The following is a 15540-nucleotide window of genomic DNA, read 5'->3' on the forward strand; positions in this document are numbered from 1 at the left end:
GCAAGTATAAAGAGAATTATTCGGCGCGCAATGCCGGAATTGACTCGGGCCGACCGAAGACCGTCGTGTAGGTCGGGTAGAACGAGCAGTACATCACCACCGTCAGCACCAGCGACAGCGGCAGCAGCACCAGCATCATGACGAAAGCCTTGGAAATGAGGATCGACATGATGCTGCTCACGATCACCGGCAGCAGCACGCCGATCAGCAGCCAGGCCAGGCCGTACACCACGAAGGCCTTGCCGGCCCGCTTGACGGCGAAGAAGCTGTAGAAGATCGCCTTGCCGATGCCCATTTTCTGCCAGGCGATCAGCGGCGCCGCATACCAGAAGGCCATCGCCGCGGGGGTGTATACCAGCGCCGAGAACATCATGCCGAGCGACATGTTGGAATTGCGGATGGTTTCGGTATCCATCGCCTTGCTGCTGCTCATGACCTGCCAGAATACGCCGCCGTCGATCAGGGCCGACGCCGCGATGGCCGCCACCGCGGCGAGCAGATACAGGAAACCGAGCTTGACCAGCGACAGGAAGGCCGGCGAACGGAAGCCGGTCAGCAGCAGGCTGGGATAGACCTTCTTGCCTTCCTCGATCTGCGCGCAAGCCTGCATGAAGGCCATGGAAAACACCGGAATCAGCACCATCGGCAGGATCTGGCCGAGGAGGGGCAGGATGCCGACCACCAGCATCAGGAACATGTAGGCGATAAACAGGGTCGACATTTCCGCCGGCTGCTTGCGGAACAGGGCAAAGCCTTGCTTGACCCAGAGCCAGCCGGCGTTTGCGGGAAGTTTTTCCATGTTCAGAACAGTTCCGGAACCGGGTTGTCGATGCGCTGGCGCAGGATCCGCTCGAAGTGGGTCGGATCGTGCGGCGTCAGCATTTCCGCTTCGCGCGGCAGGTAAAAGTCATAGAGGCGCGATAGCCAGAAACGCAGCGCGCCGGCCTGCAGCATGGGGCGCCATGCCTCCTGCTCTGCGGCGGTGAACGGCCGCACCGCATGATAGGCGTCCAGCAGGGCGCGCGCGCGCGCGTTGTCGAGCGCTCCGCTGTCGAGGTCGATGCACCAGTCGTTGACCGTGACCGCGACATCGAAGATCCAGGTGTCGCAGCCGGCGAAATAGAAATCGAAGAAACCGGTGAGGCGCTCGCCGTCGAACATCACGTTGTTGCGGAACAGGTCGGCATGCACCGGTCCGTGCGGCAGTTCGCGGTAGGTGGTCGAAGCGGCGAAGGCTTCCTGCGCGTGCACTTCGCTGCGCAGCAGATGCTGGTTGGATTCCGACAGATAGGGCAGCACCGTCGGCGTGGTCATGCGCCACCAGTCCAGGCCGCGCAGGTTCGGCTGGCGGATGCCGAAATCCTGGCCTGCGAGATGCATCTTCGCCAGCATTGCGCCCACCGCCGCGCAGTGCACCGGCCGCGGAGCGAGCTGGGAGCTGCCTTCCAGCTTGGTGACGATGGACGCCGGCTTGCCATGCAGGGAGTGAAGGATTTCGCCTGCATGGTTGGCCACCGGCGCCGGCACCAGCACGCCGCGCTCGGCGAGATGGCGCATCAGGTGCAGGTAGAAAGGCAGCTGCGCAAATGTCAGCTTTTCGAAAATGGTCAGTACGTATTCACCCGCCTCGGTGGTCAGGAAGAAATTGGTGTTCTCGATGCCGGAGGAAATGCCTTTGATAGCGAGGGGTTTGCCAAGATTGAACTGGGGCATCCAGTCGGTAAGGTCATCAAGGCTGACCGGGGTGAATACTGCCATGAGCGAAATGTAAGTGGGTTCTGAAGATCGGTGCTTACTTGGCGGCCGGGGCCGGTGCGGGAGGCGCGGGGACCGGCGCGGCCTCGGCCGCTTCAGCCTCCTTGGCATCTTTCGGGCGGCCCAGGTCGAATTCCAGCACTTCCCATTGCGGCGCGCGCATGAAGCTGCCCTGAGTGTCACCGGGCAGGGCGCTGCCGGAAGAGTCGTTCGCCTTGAGCACGTAGGTGCTCTTGCCGCTGGTGACTTGCACTTCCGTCACCTTGCCGCCGGGAGCGCGCTTTTCCACGGTCCGGGCACGCTGCGAGTCGGGCTGGCGGATCGTGACGGCGGGGTCTTCGCCTTCTTCCAGCTTTTCGAGTTGCGGCGGCGGCGGGGCGGTGTTGCCGGATTGCTGCTGAGCCGATGATGCCAGCGGTAGTGCGGCCGCGATGCAGGCCGCGAACATCGGCCAGGCCTTGAGTGTGCGCATAATGTGTTGTCGATAGATGAAGATGCCGGCAGGCGCATCGGAGATCGGAAACTGCTTGGTTTGCGGCCTCGACTCGCCTGACTGCAACATTTTAACAAAGCCCACTCCAGGGTTTGCACCTGAAGTTACAAATAGGCACCCGGTTCCTTGCTTTGCGTCGACAGCAGGTCTTCCCTGGCTTCATAAAATGCAAAAATGGCATCGACGATGTTGGCCGGTTCGTCGATCACCTGCAGCAGGTCCAGGTCCTTGGCCTCGATCATGCCGTTGGCAAGCAGGGCGCTGCGGAACCAGTCCAGCAAGCCTTTCCAGAACGCTGTCCCAACCAGTATTACAGGAATGCGGCGCGAGGTTCCGGTCTGGATCAAGGTTAGTACTTCGCTCAGTTCATCCAGCGTGCCGAAGCCGCCCGGCAGCACCACGTAGGCATCCGCGTATTTGACGAAGGCAACCTTGCGCGCGAAGAAATGCCGGAAGCTGATCGAGATGTCCTGCCAGGGATTGCTCTTCTGCTCGCGCGGCAGCTGGATGTTCAGACCCACCGATGACGATGCGCCTTCGAACGCGCCCTTGTTGGCGGCTTCCATGATGCCCGGCCCGCCGCCGGAAATCACGGCCAGCCCCGCATCCGACAGGCGGCGCGCGATGTCGATGGCCTTCTGGTAGTCCGGATGGTCGGCGGGAGTGCGCGCCGAGCCGAAAAGAGAGACCGCCGGACGCAGCTCGGCCAGCCTTTCGGTCGACTCGATAAACTCTGCCATAATCGTGAGCATATGCCACGACTCGCGCGCCTTTTTCTCGGTGGCGCGTGAAATGTCAGCCACCTGCCGCAGGCGCGGCACGTTTTTTCCCTTTGACACCATATGAATAAAACCCTGTTGTTAGTGGATGGATCAAGCTATCTGTACCGCGCATTCCACGCAATGCCCGATTTGCGCAATCCGGAAGGCGCGCCCACCGGCGCCATCTACGGCATGATCAACATGCTGCGCCGGCTGCGCAACGATTACGCCGCAGGATACATGGCCTGTGTTTTCGACGCAAAAGGCAAGACTTTCCGAGATGAACTCTATTCCGACTACAAGGCCCACCGGCCGTCGATGCCGGAAGACCTTGCGCGCCAGGTCGAACCGATCTACGAAGCGGTGCGCGCGCTCGGCTGGCCCATCCTCTCCGTCGAAGGCGTGGAAGCCGACGACGTGATCGGCACGCTCGCCGCGCAGGCGGTCGAGCACGGCATGGAAGCGGTGATCTCCACCGGCGACAAGGACATGGCGCAGCTGGTCAACGATCACGTCACGCTGATCAATACGATGAGCAACGAGAAGTTCGACCGCGAAGGCGTGATCGCCAAATTCGGCGTGCCGCCGGAACGCATCATCGATTACCTGACGCTGGTCGGCGACACCGTCGACAACGTGCCGGGCGTGGCCAAGGTCGGCCCCAAGACCGCGGTCAAGTGGCTGACCCAGTACGGCTCGCTCGACAACATCATCGCCCAGGCGAACGACATCGGGGGCGCCGTCGGCGAAAACCTGCGCAAGGCGCTCGACTGGCTGCCGACCGGGCGCAAGCTCATCACCATCCGCACCGACTGCGACCTCGCCAAGCACATGGTGTCGATCCCTGAATCGCTGGTGGCCAGGCCGGTCGACAATGACGCGATGATCGAATTCTTCAAGCGCTATGGTTTCAAGACCTGGCTGCGCGAGCTCACCGGCGATCCTACCGCCGGCGGCCGTCCGACCGCACCGCCGGATCAGGGCGATGCAAAGGGCAGCCTGTTCGCCGCATCTGCCGCAGCCGCGGCGCCGGCCGTGAAAGACTACCAGACGGTGCTGACCGAAGCCCAGCTCGACCAGTGGCTCGCTACCATCGATGCCGCCGAGCTGACATCGGTCGACACCGAAACCACGTCGCTCAATGCGATGCAGGCGCAGCTGGTCGGCATCTCGCTGTGCTGCACGCCGGGCATTGCCGCCTATATTCCGGTGGCGCACAACTACCAGGATGCGCCGCAGCAGCTGGCGCGCGATGCGGTGCTGGCCAAGCTCAAGCCGTGGCTGGAAGACGCGTCCAAGCCCAAGGTCGGCCAGCATCTGAAGTACGACAGCCACATCTTTGCCAACTACGGCATCACTGTGCGCGGCATCGTCCATGACACCCTGCTCGAATCCTATGTCTTCGAGTCGCACAAGAGCCACGACATGGACAGCCTCGCGCTGCGCCACCTGAACCGCAAGACCATCAGCTACGAGGAAGTGTGCGGCAAGGGCGCATCGCAGATCGGCTTCGACCAGGTGAGCATCGACCGCGCCACCGAGTATGCGGCCGAGGATGCCGACATCACGCTGCAGCTGCACCAGGTCATGTGGCCGCATGTGGCGCAGAACGAAGGCCTGAAATTCATCTATGAAAAGATCGAGGTGCCGACCTCGGTGGTGCTGCAGAAGATCGAGCGCAACGGCGTGCTGATCGATACCGACCGGCTTGCGAAGCAGTCGCATGACCTCGGCCTGCGCATGCTCGAGATGGAGAAGCAGGCCTACGAACTGGCGGGCCAGCCGTTTAACCTGAATTCCCCGAAGCAGATCGGCGAAATCTTCTTCGAGCGCCTGCAGCTGCCGGTGGTGAAAAAGACGCCGTCGGGCACGCCGTCGACCGACGAGGAAGTGCTGCAGAAGCTGGCGGAGAATTATCCGCTGCCGAAGATACTGCTCGACTATCGCGGCCTGTCCAAGCTCAAGTCGACCTATGCCGACAAGCTGCCCAAGATGGTCGATCCGAACACCGGCCGCGTGCATACCAATTATGCGCAGGCGGTCGCGGTGACCGGACGCCTCGCTTCCAACGAGCCCAATCTTCAGAATATCCCGGTCCGCAACGCGGAAGGCCGACGCATCCGCGAAGCCTTCGTCGCGCCGGAAGGCAGCGTGATCGTGTCGGCCGACTATTCGCAGATCGAGCTGCGCATCATGGCCCATATCTCGGGTGACGCCAGCCTGCTGCGCTCCTTCTCCGAAGGCGAGGACGTGCACCGCGCGACCGCCTCCGAAATCTTCGGCGTGGCGCCGGCCGAGGTGACGAGCGAGCAGCGGCGCTATGCGAAGGTGATCAACTTCGGCCTGATCTACGGCATGAGCGCATTCGGGCTTGCCAGCAATCTCGGCATCGAGCGTTCCGCCGCGCAGATGTACATCGACAAGTATTTCCAGCGCTACCCCGGCGTTGCGCAGTACATGGCCGAAACGCGCACCCAGGCCAAGGCCCACGGCTTCGTCGAGACGGTGTTCGGCCGCCGCCTGTGGCTGGCCGAGATCAATTCACCCAACGGCCCGCGCCGCCAGGCCGCCGAGCGCGCGGCGATCAACGCGCCGATGCAGGGCACCGCGGCCGACCTGATCAAGCTGTCGATGATCGCGGTGCAGCAATGGCTGGAGGATGAGCGGCTGCAGTCGAAGATGATCATGCAGGTGCATGACGAACTGGTGCTGGAGGTTCCTGAGGGTGAATTGGCGACCATTCAGCAGAAGGTGCCGGAACTGATGCGCGGCGTGGCCGAACTCAAAGTGCCGCTGATCGCCGAAGTCGGCATCGGCAAGAACTGGGACGAGGCGCATTGATGTAATGCCGGTGCGCCCGGTGTTATGCTCGGCGCGGGGAATTGCAGTAAAAAGCAGTGCAGGGAACGGGGCGGCATCCGCCGTCATGACAACAATGAATAATCGGAGAATACGCAATGCAGAATTTCAAAGAGGATTTCGATAGTCTGGTCGCAAAAACTTCCTTGTCCGACGGCGTCGACCGCCGCGGCTTCCTGAAAACTGCCCTCGGTACCGGCTTTGCCGCCGCCGTGCTGCCGGTCTCGGCGCAGAACGTGGTCAAGACCGATACCGACGGCCTGACCGCGGGCGAGGTCAGCATCACCGTCAAGGGTCAGAAAGTGCCGGTCTATCGCGCGCAGCCGGAAGGCAAGACCAACCTGCCGGTGGTGCTGGTGATTTCCGAAATCTTCGGCGTGCATGAGCATATCGCCGACGTCGCGCGGCGCTTTGCCAAACTCGGCTACCTGGCGCTGGCGCCCGACCTGTTCATCCGCCAGGGCAATCCCCTCAAGTACACCTCCATTCCCGAACTGCAGAAGGACATCATTTCCAAGGTGCCCGATGGGCAGGTGATGGGCGACCTCGACGCAGTGGTGGCCTATGCAAAGGACAACGGCGGCAATACCGACAAGCTTGGCATCACCGGCTTCTGCTGGGGCGGCCGCATCACCTGGCTGTATGCCGCGCACAATCCCAAGGTCAAGGCCGGCGTTGCCTGGTACGGCCGCCTGGTGGGGGAGAAGAGCGAACTGGCGCCCGAACACCCGGTCGATATCGGCGCCACGCTGAAGACGCCTGTACTCGGACTCTACGGCGGCAAGGACGGCGGCATTCCGCTCGACACCGTGGAAAAGATGAAGGCCGAACTGGCCAAGGGCAGCAGCAAGTCGGAATTCGTGGTGTTCCCGAATTCTGGCCATGCATTCCATGCCGATTATCGTCCGAGCTTCGTCGAGGCGGATGCGAAGGAAGGGTGGAAGCGCTGCACCGAGTGGTTCAAGACGCATGGGGTGGCTTGAACGGCGCATCTTTTGCGGATCATCGTCGGTAGATTCCGAGTAAATGGACAAAGCGATTTCGATGCGGTGATAAGTGCGTTCCCTCCCCTTCAAGGGGAGGGGCAGGGTGGGGATGGGTTAATCCGGCGCACCTGAACCCCATCCCCACCCCAGCCCTCCCCTTGTCGGGGAGGGAGTCGAGGGTTTCACTAGGCTGTTGCTGGGCTTGTGAACCCTCTCCGCCGCTTACAAGCGACGAGGTGGAGGGAGTTCAAAGTCTCCAAGTCAAATCACTTTTACACAGTGACTTCGCTCCTAGAGTGCTTTCCGCCTGACTGTACTGTCGATCTCGGGTGATTTGCCAGCGGCACTGCGTTGTGTGGGGACGCCGAGTCCTCCTTGCCATGGCTCGCCATGCCGCGTCACCACGCCTTGTTCCACAGGCAAATCACCTCGGCCTCGCCTAGTTCAGTCAACCCGAAAACGCTCTGATCAAAAATCCTGGTAATCCGCCGGGATTTTTTCAGCATCGGCAAGGTTTTTAACATGCCCGTTTGCTGAAATTCTCTGTCTGTGCTTTAATTTGCAACTTTGTTGCACATACGACGGGGCATAAAATCGATTCCGCGCTTCTTTCCATCCTGCTGGCCACCACGATCGCCGGCGTCATCAGCATTTCCGCTGCGGCGATTTTTTCCTTTTCACTGCTTTCCAAGGTGGTGGAGCGCATGGTCAGCCTGTCGGTCGGCATCCTGCTGTCGACCTCGCTGCTGCATGCGCTGCCCGAAGCCTTCGAGTCCGATGCCGATACCCATGCCCTGTTCGCCACGCTGCTGGGCGGGTTGCTGGGCTTCTTCCTGCTGGAAAAATTTGCGATCCTGCGCCATTCGCATCATTACGAGGGCGACGGCCACGGTCACGAGCACGGCCATGATGCGCATGAGGCCGGCAAGGCGGGCTGGATGATCCTGGTAGGCGACGGTCTGCACAATTTCACCGACGGCATCCTGATCGCCGCCGCCTTTCTGGCCGATCCCAGCCTGGGCGTGATCACCGGCGTGGCCATCATCGCGCACGAAATTCCCCAGGAAATCGGCGACTTCATCGTGCTGCTCAATGCCGGCTTCACACGCACCCGCGCCTATGTGTACAACCTGCTGTGCAGTCTGATGGCGGTGGTCGGCGGGGTTTTCGGCTATGTGATGCTGGAGCGTGCGACCGGCTGGATTCCCTATGTGCTGGTGTTCGCGTCGTCGGGCTTCATCTACATCGCGGTGAGCGACCTGATGCCGCAGATGCAGCGCCGTGCGACCCTCAGGGAAACCATTCCGCAGATCGTGCTGATCGCCGTGGGCGTGAGCATCGTTCTGTTCCTGACCGGCCAGAGCCACGGGCACTGACCGAACTGCCGCGGCACCCGGCGGCAGCGGGCATCAAGGCCTATTCCCCGCGCGCCACCGGCCGGGCCGGGTCGGCGCACCATTCGCTCCAGGAGCCCGGGTACAGCGCAGCCCCCGGCATGCCTGCGATTTCCAGCGCCAGCAGGTTATGGCAGGCGGTCGCGCCCGAACCGCACTGCATGATGGCGTTCTGCGGCGAATCGAAGAGTCCCGCGAAATCCGCGCGCAGCTGCTCGGCCGGCTTGAAACGGCCATCGGCATTCAGGTTGTCCTTGAAGAAACGGTTCTTCGCTCCGGGAATGTGGCCGCCGACCGGGTCGATGGTTTCATTTTCGCCGCGGAAGCGGTCCGGCGCGCGGGCATCGACGACCGTGCGCGACGGATCCTGCAGGTTAGCCAGCACATCCTTCACATCAACCGTACGCACCAGCGAAGCATGCGGCTCGGCATTGCCGCGCGGACGCGTTTCGGCGGCGGTCGAAAGCGGCATCCCGAGCGCCTGCCAGGCCTGCAGGCCGCCGTCGAGCACCGCCGCCGCTTCATGGCCGACCCAGCGCAGCATCCACCATAAACGGGCGGCGAACATCGCGCCCTGAGCGTCGTACACCACCACCTGCGAACCGTGATTGACGCCCCAGCGGCGCAGGGTTTCGACGAAGGCAGTAGGCTGCGGCAAGGGATGCCGGCCGCGGAATTCTCCGTTTGGTCCAAGGCTCTTGTCGGACAGGTCGGTATCCAGGTTGGCATGCTGCGCCAGCGGAATATGGCCGCCGTCATAGGCTTGCCGGCCGGCCGCCGGATTCATCAGGTCATGGCGGCAGTCGATGACGACCCAGTTCGGGTCCTGGTAATGCCTGGCCAGGGCTTCCGCGTCAATCAGGGTGGTATAGGGCATGGCAGGGTCTCCTCTACACGGTTCTACACTTCGGTGGCGATGGGATCGTTGGCTTCGGTCACCTTGGCCTTGGCGGCCGGTACGGAAGCGACGCGCGTATTGTAATAGGTTGCCGCCAGGCCGCTGCCGAGAATGACGGCGATGCCGCACCAGGCGAACAGGCTCAATGCATCGCCCCACAGCACGATGCCCCAGGCGCTGGAGAAGACGATGCCGGTATACTGCAGGTTGGCGGTGACCAGGGTCTTGCCGAGATGGTAGGCGCGCGTCATGGCCATCTGCGCCACCATGGCGCTGATGCCGATGGCCAGCAGGAGCAGCGGTCCTTTCACGCCGTGGGCGCTCACGGAGAGCGCCTGCAATCCTTCGCCGTCGAGAAAGGTGCCGGCCAGCCCGGCGAGCGTTCCGGTAACGGAGAAATAAAAGACCACGCGGTATTCCGGCTCGCCGAGCTGTCCGAGCTTGCGCACCTGCAGATAGGCGATGGCGGAAATCAGTCCGGACGCCAGTCCGGCCAGCGCAGCCTGCCACTGGTCGGCGTGGAAGGCGGGCTGCAGCAGCATGGTCACGCCGGCGAAGCTGCAGAGGATGGCGATGGAGAGCCCGAGCTCGAAGCGGGATTGCCCGCGCCACCAGCCGCCTGCGAACAGGATGGCTGCAATCCAGATCGGCGACATGTAGTTGAGGGTCATGCCGGTGGCCAGCGGCAGCTTGCCGATCGACCAGAACCATAGCCACAGCGAGATCACGCCGATCGCGCCGCGCCATGCATGATGCCAGCCCAGTCTGGTCTTGAAGCTGCCGCCGCGCATCACGATCAGGGCGGCAAGGACAACCGCGCCGACGAGGCCGCGGTACATGACGATTTCGGAAACGGAATACATGTCCGATGCGATCTTCACGCAGACCCCCATGATGGAAAACATGAAGGTGGCGACCAGCATCCAGAGTGATTGCATAGAACGGCGGGAGAGACAGGTGAGCCCGAAGGGTGAACCGGGACGTTGGAAAAGCCCTTGATGATACGCTGATTTGCGAAGGCGGGCAGGGAGCAAGCAAGGCAGGAAAGGCACGGGCTTGCAAGGCCGATGCCGGTTCAATGCAAAACGGGCGGCGCCTTGCGGTGCCGCCCGTTCCCTGCTGCGGGTATGTAGGTGTCGAGTGCCCTAGACCGCGATGCGGCCGCGGTACCACTCGTGGAAATGCTGCATGCCGTCTTCCATCGGCGACTGGTAGGGGCCGACTTCATTGACGCCGCGCTCCAGCAGGATGCGGCGGCCGGCATCCATGCGCATGCCGATCTCGTCGTCCTCGACGCAGGTCTCCATGTAGGCGTCGCGCTCGGCCGCAATGAAGTCGCGCTCGAACAGCACGATCTCTTCCGGATAGTAGAACTCGACGACATTGCGCGTCTTCTGCGGTCCGTTCGGCCAGACGGTGGACACCACCAGCACATGCGGATACCACTCGACCATGATGTTCGGATACAGCGTCAGCCAGATCGCGCCGTAGGGCGGCGCCTCGCCGTTGCGGAACTTGAGCACCTGTTCCTGCCACTTCTTGTACTTCGGCGTGCCGAACTTCGACAGCGCATGATTGACGCCCACGGTCTGCACGCTGTAATGCTCGCCGAATTCCCAGCGCAAATCGTCGCAGGTGACGAAGCTGCCCAGGCCCGGATGGAAGGGCTCGACATGATAGTCCTCCAGATAGACCTCGATGAAGGTCTTCCAGTTGTAATCGCAGTCGTGCACTTCCACATGGTCGAGCATGTAATCGGTGAAATCGAGGTCTTTCGTCACGCCGAGCTTCGACATGATCTGCGCGACGTTGACGCCGTTCTGCTCGAACAGCAGTCCGTTCCAGTTCTGCAGCGGCGTGCGCGACAGGTTCAGGCACGGCGTTTCGCCGAAATGCGGCGCGCCGATCAGTTCGCCCTTGAGATCATAGGTCCAGCGATGCAGCGGGCAGACGATGTTGTTCGCATTGCCCCGGCCATCGAACATCTTGGCCTGGCGATGGCGGCAGACATTGGAAAGCAGTTCGATGCCCTGCGCATTGCGCACCAGCATGCGGCCTTCGTTTTCCCAGGGCAGCGTCGCATAGTCGCCGACGTTGGGCACCTGGAGTTCATGGCCGGCATAGCGCGGGCCCTTGACAAAAAGTTGTTGTATTTCCTGCTGTAAAAGCGCGTCGTCGAAATAGACGTTCACGGGAAGTTGCGCGTTGGATCGCGCGAGCTTGGCGACAGTAGCCAGATCGGACATCCCCACCCCCAAATTAATTTGCACCAACCTAAGAGAGAAAGAATCCGCAAAAACCAGTATCAAATAAGATGAAACGGAAATTTTGGACAGAACCGGGGATTATACCCCAGACAATTGCTCAAGAGACTGTCTTGGGTCCGTCGCGTGGAAGGGGGATAAAAAGCCGCAGCGCCATGTCGGATAGGGTGTGAGATGTCCGGTAGGGGATTCCGGTCGCACAAGCGGCGGAGCACCATGAAATGAGGCACCCATCTTACTTCTTTCCGGAAGCAGTATTGCAAGTTCTTCAATCAGGCTTGACGCTGCGCATAAGAATGCCGGATTCCGGCCGGATTTCACCAATTTTGCGGTTGCTGCTTCTCAACTGCATCAGGTCGTTTGTTCTAAAATAACGGGCTACTTATCAAGATTGTCCACTATGTCAAAGAAAACAGTGCCTGCCGGGGAACCGGCGTCGTTCGAAGCGGCCATGGCGGAGCTGGAAAAGCTCGTTGCCCAGATGGAAGCCGGCGAGCTGCCGCTGGAAGCTTCGGTCGCGGCATACAGGCGCGGTTCGGAACTGGTCAAGTTCTGTTCCGGGCAGCTGGACAAAGTCGATCATCAGGTCAAGGTTCTGGAAGGCGAGATGCTCAAGCCCTTCGCGGTCGATGGCGAGGACAGCGAAGACGACGAGGCCGACGAATGAATGTCGCTGGTCTTGCATTCGGCGACTGGATGAAACACGTCCAGTCGACCATGGAAGATGCGCTCTCGGCCTTCCTTCCCGCAGCCTCTGACGTGCCCGAGCGCCTGCACGAAGCGATGCGCTACGCGGTGCTCGACGGCGGCAAGCGGGTGCGCCCGCTGCTGGTATTTGCCGCCGGCGACTTGTTCGACGCCGATGCGGATTTGCTGGCGCGGGCGGCGGCGGCGGTGGAAATGGTCCATGCCTACTCGCTGGTCCATGACGACATGCCGTGCATGGACGACGACGCCTTGCGCCGAGGAAAGCCGACCGTTCATGTCAAATATGATGAAGCCACGGCCCTGCTGGTCGGCGACGCCCTGCAGTCGCAAGCCTTCGTCGTGCTGTCGGAAGGGGCCGCGGAAGCCAATGCCGAACGGCGCTTGGCAATGTTCCGGCTGCTGGCGCGGGCATCGGGCTCGGCCGGCATGTGCGGCGGCCAGGCGATCGACCTCGACAGCGTCGGCAAGGCCCTGTCGCTCGCCGAACTGGAGCGCATGCACCAGCTCAAGACCGGCGCCCTGCTGCATGCGTCGGTGCTGCTCGGCGCGCTGGCCGGCAAGTCGCTGACGCCGGCCGAAACGGCGGCGCTCGACGCCTACGCCAGGGCGACCGGCCTGGCCTTCCAGGTGGTCGACGACGTGCTGGACGCCACCGCCGATTCGGCGACCCTGGGCAAGACCGCCGGCAAGGATGCGGCGGACAACAAACCGACCTATGTATCGATCCTCGGCCTGGAGGAATCGAAAGCCCTGGCGGAGACATTGCGGAATGATGCGCATCGCGCACTCATGCCGTTCGGAGAAAAGGCACGTCGGCTACGCGAAATCGCCGATCTGATCGTGCAACGGAAAGCCTAGTATGGACTTGCTGAAAAACATAGACGGACCCGCAGACCTGCGCAAACTCTCGCGGATGCAGCTCAAGCCGCTCGCCGACCAGCTGCGCGCATTCGTGCTGGATTCGGTATCGAAGACCGGCGGCCACCTGTCGTCCAATCTCGGCACGGTCGAGCTCACCATCGCCCTGCATTACGTCTTCAATACGCCGGAAGACCGCATCGTCTGGGACGTCGGCCACCAGACCTATCCGCACAAGATCCTGACCGGCCGCCGCGACCGCATGGATACGCTGCGCCAGCTCAACGGCATTTCCGGCTTCCCGCGCCGCGACGAAAGTGAATTCGACACCTTCGGCACCGCGCATTCGTCCACCTCGATTTCGGCGGCGCTGGGCATGGCCATGGCCGCCAAGACCAAGGGCGAGAACCGCCATGCGATCGCCGTGATCGGCGACGGCGCAATGACCGCCGGCATGGCTTTCGAGGCGCTCAACAATGCCGGCGTCTACAACGACATCAACCTGCTGGTCATCCTCAACGACAATGACATGTCGATCTCGCCGCCGGTCGGCGCGCTCAACCGCTATCTGGCCCGCCTGATGTCGGGCAAGTTCTATGCGGCGGCGAAGAACGTCGGCAAGACCGTGCTGCCGGCGCCGATGCTGGAGCTGGCCAAGCGCCTGGAAGAGCATGCGAAGGGCATGGTGGTGCCGGCCACGATGTTCGAGGAATTCGGCTTCAACTACATCGGCCCGATCGACGGCCATGACCTCGACTCGCTGGTGCCGACGCTGCAGAACCTGAAGAATCTCAAAGGCCCGCAATTCCTGCACGTGGTCACCCGCAAGGGCCAGGGCTACAAGCTGGCCGAGGCCGACCCGGTGCTGTACCACGGCCCCGGCAAGTTCAATCCCGCCGAAGGCATCAAGCCCGCCGCGGCGAGCAAAGTCACCTACACCCAGGTGTTCGGCGACTGGCTGTGCGACATGGCCGCGCAGGATGAACGCCTGGTCGGCATCACGCCGGCGATGCGCGAAGGCTCAGGCCTGGTGCAGTTCGAGCAGCGTTTTCCGAACCGCTACTACGATGTCGGCATCGCCGAGCAGCATGCGGTGACTTTTGCCGGCGGCCTGGCCTGCGAAGGCATGAAGCCGGTGGTGGCGATCTATTCCACCTTCCTGCAGCGCGCCTACGACCAGCTGATCCACGACGTCGCGCTCCAGAACCTGGACGTGACCTTCGCGCTCGACCGTTCGGGCCTGGTCGGCGCGGACGGCGCCACGCATGCGGGGAATTACGACATTCCCTATCTGCGCTGCATTCCCAACATGGTGATCATGGCGGCGTCGGATGAAAACGAATGCCGGCAGATGCTCTCCACCGCCTATCACTATCCGGGCCCGGCCTCGGTACGCTACCCGCGCGGCTCCGGCGTCGGCGCCGCGATCGAGAAGGAACTCACCACGCTGCCGCTGGGCAAGGGCGAGATCCGGCGCGAAGGCAAGGGCATCGCCATCCTCGCCTTCGGTACGATGGTCCCGCCCAGCCTCGCAGCCGGCGAGGTGCTCGATGCCACCGTGGCCAACATGCGTTTCGTCAAGCCGCTCGATGTGGAACTGGTCAAGCAGCTGGCGGAGACGCACGAGGCGCTGGTCACCGTCGAGGAAGGCGCAGTCATGGGCGGCGCCGGTTCGGCCGTCAGCGAAGCGCTGGCCGAAGCCGGCATCGTCAAGCCCATCCTGCATCTGGGATTGCCCGACAAGTTCATCGATCATGGCGATGCCGGGCAGCTGCTGGCGGCGTGCGGGCTGGATGCCAAGGGGATTGCGGAGTCGATTCGCAAGCGGTTCGGCAGCAAGGGGGAGCCGCGGCTGGTGGTGAACAATTGAAGAGTGGGGCAGCGCAGCTAATAGTAATTCATTGCTAACGACACGAGGTTTTCACTCAACTGCATTTGCGATATCGGGAATGCTTTTGGAAATTTATCTGCGTCCAAGGGCGAAATTTTCGGCTTGGCTTAGTTAAGTTGAGGCTGCGCTGAATACACCGATGACTGTCCGCTTTTGCCGCAAACGCGCTCATACTGTGCTTGCCTAGCCTACCGCTTAAGTTGTTCTTCTATGTCCTGTTCAAGCGGTGCTCTTCCGTGATCGTCGCTTGAGCAGGCTTTCAGTGGCTCTTAAATATTCAAGGCGAACCAAATTTGGTCGACCTCGAATGCCGCTCGTTGGTCTACTAAATAACAGGTCTTGCCATATGGTAAAGATAAATAAGCGGAAAGATTACCGCAAACCAGATTGCCAAAGGGCGGGATAAATAAATCCAGACCTTGGGACCTGTAAATCGGTTACTGGCATTCCATAGTCCAACACCAGAAACTATGTTGTAGCCAACAATAAGAATGGCAGCTGGGATCAGTAGCAGCTTGAATTGAAAGATTGAAAGAAGCAATGTACGAGCCTGTCAGGATTTCTGTGTAAAGCGGGGTCATGAAATAATACCGAAAGGGATGTTCCATGACCGACGCAATGACCACCAAGAAGCCTAAAAAGCAGAAAGCACCACCGCCGTTTCCGGTCGAAC

The 15540-nt window shown here is 61.6% G+C and carries 15 protein-coding genes; 6 read left to right on the forward strand and 9 right to left on the reverse strand.

Annotation, left to right across the window (positions count from 1 at the left end; all coding sequences use genetic code 11):
- Positions 1–16: 16 nt before the first annotated feature.
- The 4 genes from IGW03_RS25640 to IGW03_RS25655 form a co-directional block, all read right to left on the reverse strand.
- Positions 17–799 carry a BPSS1780 family membrane protein gene (locus IGW03_RS25640; RefSeq protein WP_194725378.1) on the reverse strand — a complete coding sequence of 261 codons (783 nt, stop codon included), beginning with the start codon at positions 797–799 and terminating at the stop codon, positions 17–19.
- Positions 800–801: 2 nt separating this feature from the next.
- Positions 802–1758, reverse strand: a complete 957-nt coding sequence (locus IGW03_RS25645; protein ID WP_194725379.1) for a homoserine kinase — start codon at positions 1756–1758, stop codon at positions 802–804.
- Positions 1759–1792: 34 nt separating this feature from the next.
- Positions 1793–2227 (reverse strand): DUF2782 domain-containing protein, encoded by a 435-nt coding sequence (locus IGW03_RS25650; protein ID WP_194725380.1) that lies wholly within the window; start codon positions 2225–2227, stop codon positions 1793–1795.
- 125 nt (positions 2228–2352) lie between these two features.
- Positions 2353–3090 carry an LOG family protein gene (locus tag IGW03_RS25655; protein ID WP_194725381.1) on the reverse strand — a complete coding sequence of 246 codons (738 nt, stop codon included), beginning with the start codon at positions 3088–3090 and terminating at the stop codon, positions 2353–2355.
- On the opposite strand from IGW03_RS25655, the gene polA reads away from it, so the two are divergent.
- Both polA and IGW03_RS25665 read left to right on the forward strand, forming a co-directional pair.
- Positions 3091–5850, forward strand: coding sequence for a DNA polymerase I (gene polA / locus IGW03_RS25660; RefSeq protein WP_194725382.1), 2760 nt, complete (start codon positions 3091–3093; stop codon positions 5848–5850).
- A gap of 116 nt (positions 5851–5966) precedes the next feature.
- On the forward strand, positions 5967–6851 hold the full coding sequence (locus tag IGW03_RS25665) for a dienelactone hydrolase family protein (protein WP_194725383.1): 885 nt from the start codon (positions 5967–5969) through the stop codon (positions 6849–6851).
- Between the two features lie 401 nt (positions 6852–7252).
- Here the strand turns inward: IGW03_RS25665 and IGW03_RS38715 are convergent, their stop codons facing one another.
- Positions 7253–7378 carry a hypothetical protein gene (locus IGW03_RS38715; RefSeq protein WP_267253616.1) on the reverse strand — a complete coding sequence of 42 codons (126 nt, stop codon included), beginning with the start codon at positions 7376–7378 and terminating at the stop codon, positions 7253–7255.
- A gap of 69 nt (positions 7379–7447) precedes the next feature.
- Here IGW03_RS38715 and IGW03_RS25670 point away from each other — a divergent pair, with 69 nt between their 5' ends.
- Positions 7448–8230, forward strand: coding sequence for a ZIP family metal transporter (locus tag IGW03_RS25670; protein ID WP_323745029.1), 783 nt, complete (start codon positions 7448–7450; stop codon positions 8228–8230).
- Between the two features lie 40 nt (positions 8231–8270).
- Here the strand turns inward: IGW03_RS25670 and IGW03_RS25675 are convergent, their stop codons facing one another.
- The 3 genes from IGW03_RS25675 to IGW03_RS25685 all read right to left on the reverse strand — a co-directional run bounded on the left by IGW03_RS25675 (position 8271) and on the right by IGW03_RS25685 (position 11392).
- Positions 8271–9125, reverse strand: a complete 855-nt coding sequence (locus IGW03_RS25675) for a sulfurtransferase (protein WP_194725384.1) — start codon at positions 9123–9125, stop codon at positions 8271–8273.
- 23 nt (positions 9126–9148) lie between these two features.
- Complete coding sequence (locus tag IGW03_RS25680; RefSeq protein ID WP_194725385.1) at positions 9149–10084, reverse strand: DMT family transporter; 936 nt, start codon at positions 10082–10084, stop codon at positions 9149–9151.
- 207 nt (positions 10085–10291) lie between these two features.
- Positions 10292–11392, reverse strand: coding sequence for an aromatic ring-hydroxylating oxygenase subunit alpha (locus IGW03_RS25685; protein ID WP_194725386.1), 1101 nt, complete (start codon positions 11390–11392; stop codon positions 10292–10294).
- 418 nt (positions 11393–11810) lie between these two features.
- Between IGW03_RS25685 and IGW03_RS25690 the strand changes: the two genes are divergently transcribed.
- From IGW03_RS25690 to dxs, 3 genes are read left to right on the forward strand one after another with little or no spacing between them, the layout of a single operon-like run.
- The gene (locus tag IGW03_RS25690; protein ID WP_194725387.1) at positions 11811–12077 is read left to right on the forward strand and encodes an exodeoxyribonuclease VII small subunit; all 267 of its coding nucleotides are present in this window, start codon (positions 11811–11813) and stop codon (positions 12075–12077) included.
- On the forward strand, positions 12074–12976 hold the full coding sequence (locus IGW03_RS25695) for a polyprenyl synthetase family protein (protein WP_194725388.1): 903 nt from the start codon (positions 12074–12076) through the stop codon (positions 12974–12976). The genes IGW03_RS25690 and IGW03_RS25695 overlap by 4 nt, the downstream gene beginning before the upstream one ends.
- A gap of 1 nt (position 12977) precedes the next feature.
- Positions 12978–14846 (forward strand): 1-deoxy-D-xylulose-5-phosphate synthase, encoded by a 1869-nt coding sequence (gene dxs, locus IGW03_RS25700; RefSeq protein ID WP_194725389.1) that lies wholly within the window; start codon positions 12978–12980, stop codon positions 14844–14846.
- 458 nt (positions 14847–15304) lie between these two features.
- Here the strand turns inward: dxs and IGW03_RS38330 are convergent.
- Positions 15305–15540: hypothetical protein (locus IGW03_RS38330; RefSeq protein WP_228536085.1), on the reverse strand; the 236-nt coding region annotated here is incomplete at its 5' end.

Origin of the sequence: Noviherbaspirillum malthae (genome assembly GCF_015352985.1) — a bacterium.
GTDB lineage: Bacteria > Pseudomonadota > Gammaproteobacteria > Burkholderiales > Burkholderiaceae_D > Noviherbaspirillum > Noviherbaspirillum malthae.